The organism is Flavobacterium gelidilacus DSM 15343, from assembly GCF_000422685.1.
GTDB lineage: Bacteria > Bacteroidota > Bacteroidia > Flavobacteriales > Flavobacteriaceae > Flavobacterium > Flavobacterium gelidilacus.
On sequence record NZ_KE383904.1, the window covers coordinates 255,649 to 270,916 of the forward strand.

The window sequence follows — 15,268 nt, forward strand, 5'->3', positions numbered from 1 at the left end:
AGTAGGAAGATAAGTAATAAACTAATTTTGAAGTATTAAACTAAGTAAGATGTCAAAAATAGTAATATTAGGTGCAGGAATATCTGGTCATACAGCTGCTGCACATTTAAGAAGAAAATTAGGTAAAGAACACGAAGTTCTTGTAGTTTCTCCTAATCGAAATTACCAATGGGTTCCTTCCAATATTTGGGTGGGAATTGGTAGAATGAAAGCTGAACAATTAATCTTTCCTTTAGAACCTTTATACAAAAGAAAAGGAATTGGTTACAAACAAGCCAAAGTAGTTTCTTTTCATCCTGAAGGAAATAAAACAGAAGATAAACCATATGTTGCGGTTGAATATGTTTTTGGAGAAAAAAAAGGTACACAAGAAAATGTAACCTATGATTATCTAATCAACGCAACTGGACCAAAATTAGCTTTCGATATGACGGAAGGTTTAAATCCAGGAACTAATAAAGCCTTTTCTGTTTGTACTTATGATCACGCAGAACACGCTTGGCATGGTTTAAAAGATTTAATTGATCAACTAAAAAAATCAGATAAAAAAGCTAAAATTCTTATCGGAACTGGTCACGCTAAAGCAACTTGTCAAGGTGCAGCATTTGAATATATATTAAATGTAGAAAAAGAGTTAGTCAGACATGGTGTTAGAGATAAAGTAGATGTTACATGGATTTCCAATGAAAATGACTTAGGTGATTTTGGAATGGATGGTATGTTAATGGATTACAATGGTTTCAATATGAAATCCAAAGACATGATCGAAATGATTTTTGAAGACAGAGGTATCAAATGGATTTTAGGTGCTGGTGTCAATAAAATTGAAGATGGAATTGCTCATTATGAAAATTTAGAAGGAGAATACAAATCAGAAACTTATGATTTTGCCATGTTAATACCAGCTTTTTCTGGACACGGATTTAAAGCGTACGATAAAAATGATGCAGATATCACAGATAAATTATTCAAAGGATTTATGATAGTGGATGCCGATTATACTCCAAGACCTTACGAAGAATGGACCGTTCAAGATTGGCCAGAAACCTATCAAAATCCATCTTATAAAAATATTTTTGCACCTGGAATTGCTTTTGCACCACCTCATGCTATTTCAAGACCTCGTAAGAGTAAAAATGGAACAGATATTTCTCCAGCACCACCAAGAACAGGAATGCCTTCTGGAATTACAGCAAGATTAGTTGCTGATAACATAATTGATTCAATCAAATCTGGTAAAGAATCATTACACCACAAAGGTTCTATGGGAAATATGGGTGCTGCTTGTATAGCTTCAGCTGGTTTTGGAATGACAAAAGGAAGTGGTGTAAGTATAACAACTTTTCCAATTGTTCCAGATTATAAAAAATACCCAGAAACAGGAGGAAGAGATATAAACAAAACGTTTGGAGATATTGGTTTAGCTGGACATTGGGTAAAATTATCTTTACACTATGCGTTCATATACAAAGCAAAAATGCTTCCTTTTTGGTGGTTAATTCCTGAATAGAATATAAAGACTAATAATTGTCAACTGACAACAAAAAAAATAAAAAAATGACACAAAGAATATCAAAATCACAGCACGCCAAAATGCAAAATCCAATTTTACAGTTTTTTAAGTTTTTCTATTTAAATTTTAGAATTATTAAAATCGTAGCAGGAGGTCATGGAGGAACGCGATAGAAAATCGTCTTAATTGATGATTGTTTTTAGTTTATTGGTTAGTATTAGAGGTTGTTTAAATTGAAGTAAACAGCCTCTTTTCTTTTATAAAACACAGTGTAACTCTTGTTACAGACTACGCTTTAATCTTGAACTACTTTTGTGATAAATAAGTTAATAACCATGAAGAATAAATTAGTACTCACTTTAATTGGAATTTTTACCTTAGCTTTTAATGCTTCAGGTCAAGATACCATTGCTATTTCTAAAAAAGAAATTTTAGAAAAAGTAAACGATAATAATTTGCAAATCAAAATTGCAGAAAAAAATGCAGCTTCAGCAAAAGCAGATTATAATCAATCGAATTCTTTGTTTTTACCAAGTATTTCGGCTTCACACACTGCAATTTCTACAACAAATCCTTTAATGGCTTTTGGTTCTAAATTGAATCAGGAAATTTTAACAGCCTCCGATTTTAATCCAGCCTTATTGAATAATCCAAACAAAACGCAAAACTTTGCCACTAAAATTGAAGTGTTACAACCTTTAATTAATGTAGATGGTTTTTACGGAAGACAAGCTGCTAAATCAAAATACGAAGCTTTTCAACTGCAAACCGAAAGAACGAAAGAATATTTACAACTCGAAGTAAATAAGTCGTTTATGCAATTACAATTAGCTTATAAAGCGGTTGCCGTTTTAGAAAAGGCAAACATAACTGGACAAGCAAATCTTAAATTAGTAGAGAATTACGCTAAACAAGGTATGCTTCAAAAAACGGATTTACTTTCTGTTCAAGTTCGTGTAAATGAAATCAAAAATCAATTGCAATATGCTAAATCTAATGTTCAAAATGCTTCGGATTATTTAGCTTTTTTACTAAATGAAGATAATACAAACAAAGTTTTCAAACCAACTGAAGATATTGAAAAAGTTATAGAAATTTCATCATTTGACCCAAAATTGATTTCCAACAGAAAAGACATTTTAGCTATGGATAAGTCGGTAGAAGCTTACGGACAAATGACACAAATGAATAAAATGGGTTTCTTACCAAGACTAAACGCTTTTGGAAGTTATGAATTATATGATACCAAAGTTTTTCAAACTGGTGCAAAAGGATATACAGTTGGAGCTCAATTATCTTGGAGTGTTTTTGATGGATACAAAACTATCGGAAAATATCAAAAAGCAAAAGCAGATTATGACAAAGCTCAAACCGAAAGTCAACAATACAAAGCACAAAGTCAGTTGGAATTAAATAAAACCAATCGTCAATTAGTAGATGCTGAAAACAAAGTAAATCTTTCAAAATTAGCTTTAGAGCAATCACAAGAAGCTTATAGAATTAGAGAAAATCGTTTCAAAGAAGGTTTAGAAAAAACAACCGATTTATTAAATTCAGAAACCTTACAATTCCAAAAAGAATTAGAATACTTACAAGCCGTTTTTGAATATAATTTCACCCAAAAATATTTAGAATTTTTAACCAAATAAGATGAAAGAAACGAGAAGAAAGAGAAAAGACAAAATTTTTAAGATTTCTCAAATTTCTCAAATCTGTGTTCCAAAAAAATAAAATTATCAAGATGAAAACAAAAATAACGACATTAATCCTTTCAGCTCTTTTCCTAATCTCTTGTGGTGACGAAAAGAAAAACGAAATCGCAACTGAAACTCCAATCGCAGTAAAAGTTAGTGGAACAACAGAAAACGATAACAGTCCATTTGTAACGGCAAGTGGAAAAATCGAATCCCAAAAAAGTGCCAATGTAAGCACAAGAATGATGGGTTACGTAACCAAAGTCAATGTAAAAATGGGACAAAAAGTAAGTCAAGGTCAATTATTGGTAAGCATCAATAACACAGATTTACAAGCTAAAAAAGCACAAGTTGACGCTTCTATTTTACAAGCAACTGCAGGATTCAATAATGCAAAAAAAGATTATGAGCGTTTTAAAACTTTGTTTTCACAGCAAAGTGCTTCTCAAAAAGAATTAGACGATATGACATCTCGTTACGAAATGGCAAAAGCTGGTTTAGAAGGAGCAAAGCAAATGCGTAACGAAGTTATGGCTCAATTTTCTTACTCAAATATTACAGCACCATTTTCTGGAGAAGTTACAAATACTTTCGTAAAAGAAGGTGATATGGCAAACCCAGGAATGCCTTTAGTAAGTGTAGAAGGAAACGGCTTAATGCAAGTAATGGCAATGGTTTCTGAAGGAGATATAACTTCAATCAAAAACGGAATGTCTGTTGATGTTTTAGTAAAATCATCCAACCAACAATTAAAAGGGAAAGTTAGTGAAGTTAGTGGTTCAGCAACAAATACTGGTGGACAATATTTAGTAAAAATCAATTTAGATAAAACAGATAAAAATATCCTTTCGGGAATGTTCGTAAATGTTCAATTTCCTATTGAAAAAACAAAGGCTAAAGCAGAAACAGAAACAAAAAAATCAGATAGGATTTTAGTTCCAGAATCTGCATTAGTAAATCAAGGTCAATTAACTGGAATTTATACTGTAAGTAATAATGTAGCCATTCTTCGTTGGATAAGAACAGGAAAATCATTCGGAAATCAAGTAGAAGTTCTATCAGGATTATCAGCAGATGAAAAATACATAGTTTCAGCAGAAGGAAAATTATACAACGGAGTAAAAGTTAGTATTCAGTAATTAGTTTTTAGTATTCAGTCGCAGTTTTCATAAAGTTTGAAACCTGAAACTAAAAAAACTAAAAAAACTTTTAAACAAAAAATTATGCAAGAAGGTATAGCAGGTAAAATAGCCCATTTTTTCATCAATTCTAAATTGACCATTCTATTAATGGTAGGTTTGATGATAATTGGAGTATATAGTTCGTTTTTAATTCCACGTGAAGAAGAACCACAAATTAACGTTCCAATGGCCGATGTAATGATTGGTTATCCAGGAGCAAGTCCGGCAGAAGTTGAAAGTCGTGTCATAAAACCACTTGAAAAAGTATTGTCAAACATCAAAGGAGTGGAGCATTTACATAGTATGGCTATGAATGGTCAAGCTATGATAATTGTGCAGTTTTATGTGGGAGAAGATTCAGAGCGTTCGTATGTGAAATTATACGATGAGTTGATGAAAAACGAAAATATTTTCCCGAAAGGTGTTTATAAACCAATGGTAAAAACACGTTCTATTGACGATGTTCCTATGTTGGGGTTAACGCTTTGGAGTGAAACATTAAACGATTTTGAAATTCGTCAAATTGCAGAAGAAGTTACCTCTGAAATTGAAAAAGTAAAAGATGTTGCCATTACTAAAGAAATTGGTGGAAGAACTCGTCAGCTTAAAGTGGTTTTAGACAAAGATAAAATGGCAGAAAACGGAGTAGATGCTCTTGGAATTATGCAAATGATTCAAGCCAATAATGGAAGCTCACAATCAGGAAGTTTTGTGTCAAAAGACGAAGAGTTTTTAGTTACAACAGGAGAATTTTTATCAAATTCAGAAGATGTAGAAAACTTAGTAATTGGCGTAAATGCAAATATGCCCGTTTATTTAAAACAAGTAGCTAAAATTCAAGACGGACCAGCAACACCAAGTAGTTATGTGTCTTTTGGATATGGAAAAGCGAATGAAAAATATACCAAAAACAAATCAGAATATCCAGCCGTTACGATTTCAGTAGGAAAAGTAAAAGGTGCAGATGCGATGAAAATTTCAGATAAAATTCTTGAAAAAGTCGAGGGTCTAAAGAAAAATTTAATCACAAATGATGTGCATGTTGAGGTTTCTAGAAATTACGGAGAAACGGCTTCACACAAAGTAGGTGAATTATTAATGCACCTTGGAATTGCAATTATTGCGGTAACGCTTTTAGTAATGTTAGCTATGGGTTGGCGTGGTGGATTAGTAGTATTCTTTTCTGTACCCTTAACCTTTGCATTAACACTATTTGCTTATTACATGTTAGGGTATACTTTGAACAGAATTACACTTTTTGCACTAGTTTTCGTAGTAGGAATTGTGGTAGATGATAGTATTATTATAGCCGAGAATATGCACCGACATTTCAAAATGAAGCGATTGCCTTTCAAACAAGCAGCTATTTTTGCAATTAACGAAGTAGGAAATCCAACGATTTTAGCAACGTTTACCGTAATTGCTGCGATTCTTCCAATGGCTTTCGTATCAGGAATGATGGGACCATATATGAGTCCAATGCCAATTGGTGCTTCTATTGCAATGTTACTTTCATTGTTTGTAGCTTTAACGGTGACACCTTATTTAGGATATCATTTATTACACGAAAAAGACGAACAAAAAGAGAAAGAAGAGCAAGGTTTAGAAACTTCTTGGATTTATAGAATGTACAATAAATTGGAACGACCATTTTTAGATAGTTCTACAAAACGTAGAGTAATGTTAGGAGTTACTGTTTTGTTGTTAATGGGTTCTGTAGCGATGTTTTTCACGAAATCAGTTTTAGTTAAAATGCTACCATTTGATAATAAAAACGAGTTTCAAGTAGTAGTAGATATGCCTGAAGGAACAACGTTAGAAAGAACAGCTGCTGTTACACAAGAAATTGCTCAATATTTGACTACAATTCCAGAAGTGGTAGATTATCAAAATTATATTGGAACTTCTGCACCAATCACGTTTAACGGACTAGTTCGTCATTACGATTTGCGTGGAGGAAGCAATATGGCTGATATTCAAGTAAACTTATTACACAAAGCAGATCGTGACTTACAAAGTCATGATATTGCAAAAATTGTACGTCCAGAAGTGCAAAAAATTGCTAAAAAATACGGAGCTAATGTCAAAATTATTGAAGTTCCACCTGGACCACCAGTTTTATCCACTTTAGTTGCCGAAATTTATGGACCAGATTACAAACAACAAATTGAAGTTGCCAATCAAGTAAAAGGAATTCTTGAAAAAACAGCGGATATTGTAGATGTGGATTGGATGACAGAAGACAATCAAGTTGAATACACCTTAGAAGTTGATAAAGAAAAAGCAATGCTTAACGGAATTGCTCCTCAACAAGTAGTTGGAAATCTGACGTATTTATTAAAAGAATATCCAGTTTCAAGCCTGTATGATGAAAATTCAAATAATAGTGTTGGAATCGTTCTTTCGTTAGATGATAAAGACAAATCATCATTACAAGATATTCAAAACTTAAAAATTAAAGGAAGTAGAGGTAATGTTGTTCCAGTTTCTGATTTGGTAAAAGTGGTTGAAGGAACGTTACAAAAAACTATTTATAGAAAAGACCAAAAACGAGTAGTTTATGTAACGGCTGATATGGCTGGAGATTTAGAAAGTCCTGTTTATGCTATTTTAGGCATGAATGAAGAATTGCAAAAAATGAAACTACCAAAAGGCTACAAGGTAAATGAACTGTACATGGAACAACCTACAGATGAAAGTGATTTCACGGTTAAATGGGATGGAGAATGGCAAATTACCTTAGAAGTATTCCGTGATTTAGGAATTGCTTTTGGAGTAGTAATCGTAATCATTTATATGTTGATTGTTGGATGGTTTCAAAACTTTAAAACGCCAATGGTCATGATGATGGCTATTCCACTTTCATTAGTCGGAATTGTATTTGGTCACTGGTTGTTAGGAGCTTATTTTACAGCAACATCTTTTATTGGAATGATTGCTTTAGCAGGAGTAATGGTGCGGAATTCCGTCTTACTGATTGACTTTATAGAAATACGATTAAACGATGGTGTTCCTTTAAAACAAGCTATTATTGAAGCTGGAGCTGTTAGAACAACGCCAATTTTACTAACAACAGGGGCAGTTGTAATTGGAGCAGTAATCATACTTTTTGATCCAATTTTCCAAGGATTAGCCATTTCGTTAGTATTTGGAGCAATTGTTTCAACTGTATTAACCTTAATTGTTGTGCCATTAATTTATTACATCGTGGAACGTAAAAAATGGGAGAAACAAGATGTGATTAAAGAAAATAATGATGAATCTAATATATAAACATTATGAAACTACTAATAATTACAGCAATAAAAGAGTTTGAAAAAGAAATCAAACAGAAATTAAAAAAAGCAAAAGTAGAAACGTTTTCTTATAAAAATGTCATTGGATATAGAGATAATACAGAAGATGTAATAGAATCAAATTGGTTTTCAAGCGAAATGAATAAATCAGAATCTATATTATTTTATGCCTTTGTAAAAAAAGAAAATGTTGACATGTTATTTGATTCTATTAACGAGTTTAACGCAAAACAAGAAACGCTTTCACATATTCATGTAGCCGTTTTGGCAATTGAAAAATCAAATTAAAAAAAAGAAAAAATGGTAAATAAATTAATAACAAGAATCGCAGGAATATTTATAATACTAAGTGTTCTATTAGGAATGTATGTAAATCCAAACTTTTATTGGTTTACTTTATTCGTTGGAGCAAATCTGCTTCAATCATCATTCACCAATTGGTGCTTATTAGGAGATATACTTCGAAAAGTATTTAAAGTGAAAGACTAAATAAAAATTTTTAAAAGCCGTTTTAATTTCTAAAACGGCTTTTTTTATCACTAATAATAAATTAAAATATACTATCTGTTTACAATACTAACAGCGGTTCCAGTTATATTCACAGTGATATAGCCACTTGAAGTTAGTTCTATGTCAACAGCGATTCCTACCACAGCATTGGCATTCAATTTTTCAGCATTTTCTGTTAATTTTTCAAAAGCTTTTGCCTTGATTTCAGAAACACTTTCACTAATGCCTTCGTAATATTTTTCCATATTAAAAGTCATGGTCATTTTTTGACTATTGACAGCAATTCCCGAAACAATACCTCTGTATGCTAAAATTTTATAATCTTCTACGGAATTGGTTGTGGTTAAAATCATTGGTTCTTAATTTTTGTTTATAATTAGTAGTTCAAATTAACTTATTGTTACTAATTTTTTTAATTTTAAGAGAAGATTCTCAATTCACTTCCAGTTAATGCAGTGTTATATTGTGTTAAATTTTTAGAACCTGGGCCACTCAAATGTTGCCCTGCATTACTAAAATTAGCTCCATGATTTGGACAATGAAAATCATTACTACTAGCTACATAATTTACACTTGTTCCATCGTGAGTGCAAGCAGCAGAAACGGCTAAAAATGTTCCAGTATTTGTACGAGCAATTACAATTCCATTAGTAACCATAAAACCACCATTTGTAGCTAATGAACCAGTAGAAACATCTACAGTAAAATCTACACCTGAAGGAGCAGGAGCAGGGCTGCCTGAGCCGTCATTGCTACAACTTGTTGTTAATCCACCTATACATGCAGGAACTAAAATTAGTGCTGCTCCAAATCCTGCTTTTGAAAAAAATTCTTTTCTTGTCATAATGTTTAAGCTTTTATATTTTAATAACAATTTCAGCCCCAAAAGCCCTACTTTTTTTAAAACCTAAAAACTATATCTAACAAAAATATTTGGAGTTCTTTTTAGAGCATATGTATTAACTTGCTCTACAGAATTAGAATTAGAATTTATTCTGTAAAATTGATTTAGGTTAGTTTTTGAATTCAATAAATTTTGGATTGAGAAACCAATTTTCATTTTAGATTTTTGAGTTAAATTAATATCATAAGAACCCGATAAATTAATTTGAAAGAAATTTTTTAAATTAGTTGAATTTGGATTTGAATATGCTATTTCTGTAGAACTATTACTTAAATATATTGGTGTTAAACTTATTGGGAGAGTTGTAGGTTTCCCAGTAAACCATTGTGCTCCAAGTGATAAGTCTAATTTATTGAAATTAGTAATTATTGCCGATTTAATAGTATGTTTTATTTCGAAATTATTGGGAAATGAAGAAGGAGTTAAATTCTTAAAAGTATAATCATTTTGAGTGAAGGCATAACTTACCCAAAACATTAAATTTTTATATTTTTTTTGAGTTAAAAATTCGGTGCCATAAACAGTATAACTTCCATTTGTTCTAATAAATTCAAATTGATTTTGAAAAGCTTCTGTCATAGAAGTAATTCCATCTACTTTTTTGTAAAAATTATCAACAGTTAATAACCAATTTTTTTTAGAAAATAAAAAACCAAGAGATACTTGGTTACTTTTGATTATTGGAATAGCATTATTGTTTGATAAAACCCATCTTCTTTTTTCAATTCCTAAAAAATCTTTTTGTAAATCTACAATTTGCGATGTGACTTGGTGTTTTTTTTCTGCCAAAAATTCTATTGAAAAAAAGGGTGCAATTTTATAATTAAGTTGTATTCTCGGTTCAAAAATAAAAGATTGAAATTGTTCAATATAATTTTGTCTTATTCCAAACGTACTTAAAAACTTATCATTCTTTGAAAGATATTTTAGTTCACCAATTATGGCATGATTACGTAATACATGTTTATTGTTTCTAGAGAAAGTAGGACTATTTATTTTGTCATTATTTCTTATTCCAATTTCATTGTATTGATAACCATTAGAAAAGGAAAAAACATTAGATAAAATATGATTGTTTTCTAATTTTATACCTATGTCTAAAATCGTATTTTCTTGATTAAAAATTTGATTATTTTGTATAGATTGATTTTCAGATTGTATATTGAAATAAGAAGTGTAAATAGAAATTTTTGAACTATTTTTCGGATTCCAATTGGTCTTAAACATCACATTTGCTCCATAAGTTTCTTGATCAAGGACACTTTGTTTAGTTATTATAGTGTTGTTTTCGTTTTTAGATTGATTAATATCCAAATCATTTGAAAAGTGCAAAACATCAATAAAAAAATCAGTTTCTTTTTTTATTTTTTGATGATATTGTAAAGATAAATCATAAAAATAAAAATACACATCAGAATTGTAACTAGTATTTAGATTATTAGTTACTATAGTGTTTTGAAACACTTTATTGTAATAATTTTTATAGGTTGACGAACTAAGTAAATCAGTAAATGAACGTCTTCCGCTAATTTCTAAATTTGATTTTTTTGAAGTTTTTAATTTGGTGTAGAAATCAACATTAATCATATTTATGCCAAAAGCACCAGTTGATTTTTCTATTGAATCTGTTTGTGTTGAAATTAGAACGGAACTCGAAACACCATTTCCATAAAAAGAAGAAGTTCCGTTTTTTGAAAGCGTTATTTTATGAGTTAGATTTGGATTTAAAACAGAAATTAATCCAAAAAAATGCCCTGTTTGATATAGTTGAATGCCATTCCAAAGAAATAAATTTTGATCATGAGTACCACCTCTAATACTCATATTAGAAATTGTTCCATCCGTTATGTTTATTCCAGGAATTTGTTGAATTGTTTGAAAAACATCAGGTTCAGATAATCCGGGTAATAATCCTTGTTTTTTTGGATTTATTTCAAAAGTTCCGTCTCTTTTTTTTATAATTCCTTTCGTAAGATATTCTTCAAAGATGAAAATATTTAATTCATTGATCTTATTTTTTATATAAATTTTTAGGCAATCATTTCCATCAAAATCTGAAGTTTGAATTGTTTTTATATCATAATTCAAGTGAGAAATTTCAATTTCATTAGTTGATTTTAATTGCAATTCAAAAAAACCTAAAGGATTAGAAATAGCGTAATTATTAGAGTTTTTTATATGAATGGAAGCATTTTCAATTGGAAGTTTTGCTTCATCATCATAAAGATAGCCACAAACAGTTTTGTCTAAGTTTTGATTGTTAACAACAGAAATATATTTACCAGAAACAAAAATAAATTTAAGTTGCGTTTTTTGAGTTATATAATCAAGCTTGTCAAATAAAGATAATGAATTTTTTGGAGGAATAATTTTAAATGAAGTAATTTCATCTTCAATAAAATTAAAATTGACTTTGTGTTGTATGCTTATTTTTTCTAAAATTTCTTTCAACAAGAGACCTTCATTTTTGTCTTGTGCCACCAATTTTGGAACTAAAACAAAAAAAGCAATTATAATTAGTATTATATTTTTTTTTATCACCTACTTGTAACTAATTCAAAAGAATTTTCATTTATTTTTTTTATTTTTAAGTGATAGTTTGAGGCAATAATTTGTAAAGTTATATCTATATTGTCAGTTGGAATTGTTCCTGTAAATAATTGTTCTGATTTAAAATCATAGGTTTTCAAAGATATATTGTATTGAATTTCAATTTCTTGAATAAGATTTTTAAATTTTTCTTTTTCAAATTTCATTTCGTTCAAAGTCCAAAGCGGCTTATTTTCTGTTACAGATTGATTAATAATCATTTTATTATTCTCAAATGAAACAGTTTGTCCTTTTAAAAGGATAACTTCATTTTTGGTTGATTTTACTCTTACTTTCCCTTCATAACAAGTTACATCAAACCTTTTATTTCTTGATTTAACATTAAATTGAGTGCCTAAAACTGTTACTTTTCCTGAGTTTGTATTTACCGTAAATTTTTTGCCTTTTGCAACTTTAAAATAAGCTTCTCCAGACAAATTTAATTGCCTTTTATTGTACCAATTCCATTTGCTATATTCAATTTTAGAACCAGAATTCATAACAACTTCTGAATTATCTGGTAAAGAAAATACGTTTTGTTTTCCATTTATTGCAATTTCAGTAATTTCAGAAAAGGCCTCTAATCCTAAAAAAAGGCCAAAACCAATAACTAAAACGGCTGCTATTTTTAGATACCAATTTTTATATAGTGGTTTAGTTTTATTTAGTTTTATTTTGGAAGATATTACTTTGTCAAGCATTTCTTCTTCATTATTTTTATCTGTTTCTATTTCTAATTCAGATGAATATTTTTTAATTTTTTCATATATAGCAAAATCCTCCTGACTTTGGAATTCATTTAATTCCGTTTTAGTCATTTCGCCATTGAGCCATTTAGATAGTTTGTAATTTTTTTCCATGATTATATTATAACATAGTAACTATACTTTACCCTACTTTTTTAGATAAAGTGTATGCTATTTAAAATAGTCGAATTCTTTTCTCAATTCAGTTAAAGCAATATGTATTCTTTTTTCCACTGCTTTTACACTAATATTCAATATTTCAGCTATTTCGCTATATTTTTTTCCGTCAATTCGGTGCATTAAAAAAGCAACACGCTGGGTTTCATTTAATTTTTCAATAGCCTTAAGTAACTTCTCTTTAAATTGTGATTCTTCTAATAAAAATTCTGGATTTTCATGGATTCGATCATTTTGAGTATTGCTTTTTTGATATTTTAATTTTACTTTTTCATGTGTTATTACATTTAAAGAAGAATTAGTTGCGATTGTATAAACATACGATTTGGCTTTTTCTAGAGGAACATCGGCACAATTTTGCCAAAGTTTAATAAATGCATCTTGTGTTATGTCTTCGGCTTGACTTAGATTGCCAAATTTGTAATAAAGATAATTTCGTAAGGCATTTGCATTTTTTCTAAAAAAAATAGAAAATACACTTTCATTACAAACTTCAGAAGATGACATGTTTAAATAAATTGATTAGGTAAATTTATACTTTTTTTTTAAAGTAGGGTTTTTTATTTGTAAATTGTTTTTAATTAAGTTGTAGCACACAAAAGATTATGAAAAAGATAAATATATTTTTAATTATTGTTCTAGGGATTCTTAGTACAAGTTGTCAAAATGAAGAGAGTGAAATTGAGAACCCTAATCAAAACGTAAATAATATTGTTGTAGGTTCACCTTTGTTTGATTTAATTTCTAGAACCACACAAAACCCTACAGAAATAGATAATGTTATAGACAACTGTAGTGGTTTTAGTGTTCAGCTTCCCTTAAGTTTGACTGTTAATGGTGTGGCTGTTAATGTTGCTACCAATTTGGATTACCAAAATGTTCAAGATATTAAAAATCAGTATACTTCAGATAATGATATAGTCTATTTAGATTATCCTGTTACAGTAATATTTAAAAATTTCAGTACAGAAAACGTCTCAAATTATTCACAGTTTCATGATTTAGTTGAAAACTGTGAATATGATAATGGTTTTAATGAAATAGATTGTATCTCATTTAATTTTCCTTTAGTTATAAATATTTATAATGCAGATAATCAAATTGCAGATTTAATAACAATTCAAAATAATGAACAATTTTACAATTATATTAATGGATTAAATTCAAATATAATTGCAGCATTTGCGTTTCCTATAACTATGACAGGTTCAAGTGGTGAAAATGTAATAATATATTCTAATACTGAATTAGAATCGTTTATAAACAACGCTATAGATGATTGTGTCACAAATTCTGGAGGAACTGGGACATTAGATTTAGAAACGGTTTTAACATCTGGGAGTTGGTATATTTCGTACTATTATAAGAATATCGACGGAACCTATTACTACAATGGATACAATTTTACATTTTTAAACAATGGTGATTCACAAGTAGTAAAAAACGCAGGAGTTATAAATGGAAGTTGGCTGATAGAGTTAGATAATGGAATTCAAAAACTAGATTTAAATTTTGAAGGAGACTCCTTGTCAGAAATAAAAGAAGATTGGAAAGTAACAGAGTTTTCCGAAACAAATATAAGATTGAAAAAGACTGAAAACAGTGAAATTAGATATTTGTATTTTGCAAAAAATTAATTATAAACTTAAATATTTTTACTATGAAAAAAATTAAATTAATTCCTTTATTAGCAATGATTTTTATGCTAAATGTTGCTTCAATGTGTAGCAATGATGATGATTCAAATTCATCGAGTAACTCTGATCCAGTTCCAGTAATTAATACTATGTCTCAAGGCACTTGGAGGATTACTTTTTATGAAGATTCTGGTGAAAATCATACGAACTATTTTACTGGGTATAATTTTACTTTTGGCACATCAAATGTCCTTACAGCTTCAAATGGAGTAGATATATATACAGGAATATGGTCAGTGACAAATAGTGATACTAATGATGATAGTCCAAGTAATGATTTGGATTTTAATATTCTATTTACTTCACCAACAAATTTTTCAGATGAATTATCTGATGATTGGGATATTTTATCACGAACTGATACAAAAGTTGAATTAGTAGATGTAAGTGGAGGAAATGGAGGAACCGATTACCTCACATTTGAAAAAAATTAAAAATTTTAAAAAAGCCATCAATTAAGTTTGATGGTTTTTTTTTGTTAAAAAAATATTTTAGGTAGGGTTTCAATTTGTTTAATTGTTTTAACATTATAATGAGTCTAAAAAATCTAAATAACACATTTATGAATAGCAAATTAAAAAAGATATTGATTGTTTTAGGAATAGTTTTATTGGTTGGTTTTTATGGATATAATTACATAATGCATGGTGGAGCTAGAGATATTCAATTAGAGGAAAGTGCTTTTGTAGTTTCTTCAAATGATATTAAAAATGAATTTACTAAGAACATAGATGAAGCAACAAAAAAATATCTTAATAAAACTATTGAAATTTCTGGACTAATTTCAAACATTAAGGATAGTATAGTTACAATTGATGAAACTATTTTTTGCAAAATGATTTCTTTTAAAAATGTTAAAGAAAATAAAGACAAGATAACCATAAAAGGAAGACTTGTTGGCTTTGATGACCTTTTGGGAGAAATTAAACTAGACGAATGTAATATAAAAACCAACTAACTA

General features: G+C 29.5%; 15 protein-coding genes. 10 read left to right on the top strand and 5 right to left on the bottom strand.

What is annotated here, in order from left to right; translation table 11 throughout:
* Positions 1 to 49: 49 nt before the first annotated feature.
* The 7 genes from G507_RS0113745 (at position 50) to G507_RS0113775 (ending at position 8,173) form a co-directional block, all read left to right on the top strand.
* The gene (locus tag G507_RS0113745; protein WP_026718030.1) at positions 50 to 1,510 is read left to right on the top strand and encodes an NAD(P)/FAD-dependent oxidoreductase; all 1,461 of its coding nucleotides are present in this window, start codon (positions 50 to 52) and stop codon (positions 1,508 to 1,510) included.
* Between the two features lie 47 nt (positions 1,511 to 1,557).
* Positions 1,558 to 1,686, top strand: a complete 129-nt coding sequence (locus tag G507_RS17945; RefSeq protein WP_281169401.1) for a hypothetical protein — start codon at positions 1,558 to 1,560, stop codon at positions 1,684 to 1,686.
* A gap of 162 nt (positions 1,687 to 1,848) precedes the next feature.
* Positions 1,849 to 3,162 carry a TolC family protein gene (locus G507_RS0113755; RefSeq protein WP_026718031.1) on the top strand — a complete coding sequence of 438 codons (1,314 nt, stop codon included), beginning with the start codon at positions 1,849 to 1,851 and terminating at the stop codon, positions 3,160 to 3,162.
* Positions 3,163 to 3,254: 92 nt separating this feature from the next.
* Positions 3,255 to 4,346 carry an efflux RND transporter periplasmic adaptor subunit gene (locus G507_RS0113760; protein WP_026718032.1) on the top strand — a complete coding sequence of 364 codons (1,092 nt, stop codon included), beginning with the start codon at positions 3,255 to 3,257 and terminating at the stop codon, positions 4,344 to 4,346.
* A gap of 84 nt (positions 4,347 to 4,430) precedes the next feature.
* Complete coding sequence (locus G507_RS0113765) at positions 4,431 to 7,661, top strand: efflux RND transporter permease subunit (RefSeq protein WP_026718033.1); 3,231 nt, start codon at positions 4,431 to 4,433, stop codon at positions 7,659 to 7,661.
* Positions 7,662 to 7,666: 5 nt separating this feature from the next.
* A complete protein-coding gene (locus G507_RS0113770) occupies positions 7,667 to 7,972 on the top strand; it encodes a hypothetical protein (protein WP_026718034.1) in 306 nt (101 codons plus the stop codon).
* 12 nt (positions 7,973 to 7,984) lie between these two features.
* Positions 7,985 to 8,173 carry a YgaP family membrane protein gene (locus G507_RS0113775; RefSeq protein ID WP_026718035.1) on the top strand — a complete coding sequence of 63 codons (189 nt, stop codon included), beginning with the start codon at positions 7,985 to 7,987 and terminating at the stop codon, positions 8,171 to 8,173.
* 71 nt (positions 8,174 to 8,244) lie between these two features.
* On the opposite strand, the gene G507_RS0113780 is transcribed toward G507_RS0113775, so the two are convergent.
* From G507_RS0113780 to G507_RS0113800, 5 genes are all read right to left on the bottom strand, one after another.
* Positions 8,245 to 8,547 (bottom strand): heavy metal-binding domain-containing protein, encoded by a 303-nt coding sequence (locus G507_RS0113780; RefSeq protein WP_026718036.1) that lies wholly within the window; start codon positions 8,545 to 8,547, stop codon positions 8,245 to 8,247.
* A gap of 65 nt (positions 8,548 to 8,612) precedes the next feature.
* A complete protein-coding gene (locus G507_RS0113785) occupies positions 8,613 to 9,038 on the bottom strand; it encodes a QcrA and Rieske domain-containing protein (RefSeq protein ID WP_026718037.1) in 426 nt (141 codons plus the stop codon).
* A 63-nt stretch (positions 9,039 to 9,101) separates the two neighbouring features.
* Entirely contained in the window at positions 9,102 to 11,579 is a 2,478-nt protein-coding gene (locus G507_RS0113790) for a TonB-dependent receptor plug domain-containing protein (RefSeq protein WP_169627295.1), read from the bottom strand.
* 56 nt (positions 11,580 to 11,635) lie between these two features.
* Positions 11,636 to 12,547 carry a FecR family protein gene (locus G507_RS0113795; RefSeq protein ID WP_026718039.1) on the bottom strand — a complete coding sequence of 304 codons (912 nt, stop codon included), beginning with the start codon at positions 12,545 to 12,547 and terminating at the stop codon, positions 11,636 to 11,638.
* Between the two features lie 57 nt (positions 12,548 to 12,604).
* Positions 12,605 to 13,117, bottom strand: a complete 513-nt coding sequence (locus tag G507_RS0113800; RefSeq protein ID WP_026718040.1) for an RNA polymerase sigma factor — start codon at positions 13,115 to 13,117, stop codon at positions 12,605 to 12,607.
* Positions 13,118 to 13,215: 98 nt separating this feature from the next.
* On the opposite strand from G507_RS0113800, the gene G507_RS0113805 reads away from it, so the two are divergent.
* The 3 genes from G507_RS0113805 to G507_RS0113820 all read left to right on the top strand — a co-directional run bounded on the left by G507_RS0113805 (position 13,216) and on the right by G507_RS0113820 (position 15,265).
* Positions 13,216 to 14,247: a hypothetical protein gene (locus tag G507_RS0113805; protein ID WP_026718041.1), complete on the top strand. Its 1,032-nt coding sequence runs from the start codon at positions 13,216 to 13,218 to the stop codon at positions 14,245 to 14,247.
* Positions 14,248 to 14,270: 23 nt separating this feature from the next.
* Positions 14,271 to 14,741 carry a hypothetical protein gene (locus G507_RS0113810; protein WP_026718042.1) on the top strand — a complete coding sequence of 157 codons (471 nt, stop codon included), beginning with the start codon at positions 14,271 to 14,273 and terminating at the stop codon, positions 14,739 to 14,741.
* Between the two features lie 128 nt (positions 14,742 to 14,869).
* On the top strand, positions 14,870 to 15,265 hold the full coding sequence (locus G507_RS0113820; protein WP_169627296.1) for an OB-fold protein: 396 nt from the start codon (positions 14,870 to 14,872) through the stop codon (positions 15,263 to 15,265).
* Positions 15,266 to 15,268 lie beyond the last annotated feature (3 nt).

Coding starts and splice junctions, on each gene's coding strand:
- G507_RS0113780 (WP_026718036.1), bottom strand. CDS start 8,547: ATGATTTTAACCACAACCAATTCCGTAGAAGATTATAAAATTTTAGCA.
- G507_RS0113760 (WP_026718032.1), top strand. CDS start 3,255: ATGAAAACAAAAATAACGACATTAATCCTTTCAGCTCTTTTCCTAATC.
- G507_RS0113775 (WP_026718035.1), top strand. CDS start 7,985: ATGGTAAATAAATTAATAACAAGAATCGCAGGAATATTTATAATACTA.
- G507_RS17945 (WP_281169401.1), top strand. CDS start 1,558: ATGACACAAAGAATATCAAAATCACAGCACGCCAAAATGCAAAATCCA.
- G507_RS0113765 (WP_026718033.1), top strand. CDS start 4,431: ATGCAAGAAGGTATAGCAGGTAAAATAGCCCATTTTTTCATCAATTCT.
- G507_RS0113785 (WP_026718037.1), bottom strand. CDS start 9,038: ATGACAAGAAAAGAATTTTTTTCAAAAGCAGGATTTGGAGCAGCACTA.
- G507_RS0113770 (WP_026718034.1), top strand. CDS start 7,667: ATGAAACTACTAATAATTACAGCAATAAAAGAGTTTGAAAAAGAAATC.
- G507_RS0113820 (WP_169627296.1), top strand. CDS start 14,870: ATGAATAGCAAATTAAAAAAGATATTGATTGTTTTAGGAATAGTTTTA.
- G507_RS0113745 (WP_026718030.1), top strand. CDS start 50: ATGTCAAAAATAGTAATATTAGGTGCAGGAATATCTGGTCATACAGCT.
- G507_RS0113805 (WP_026718041.1), top strand. CDS start 13,216: ATGAAAAAGATAAATATATTTTTAATTATTGTTCTAGGGATTCTTAGT.
- G507_RS0113795 (WP_026718039.1), bottom strand. CDS start 12,547: ATGGAAAAAAATTACAAACTATCTAAATGGCTCAATGGCGAAATGACT.
- G507_RS0113755 (WP_026718031.1), top strand. CDS start 1,849: ATGAAGAATAAATTAGTACTCACTTTAATTGGAATTTTTACCTTAGCT.
- G507_RS0113800 (WP_026718040.1), bottom strand. CDS start 13,117: ATGTCATCTTCTGAAGTTTGTAATGAAAGTGTATTTTCTATTTTTTTT.
- G507_RS0113810 (WP_026718042.1), top strand. CDS start 14,271: ATGAAAAAAATTAAATTAATTCCTTTATTAGCAATGATTTTTATGCTA.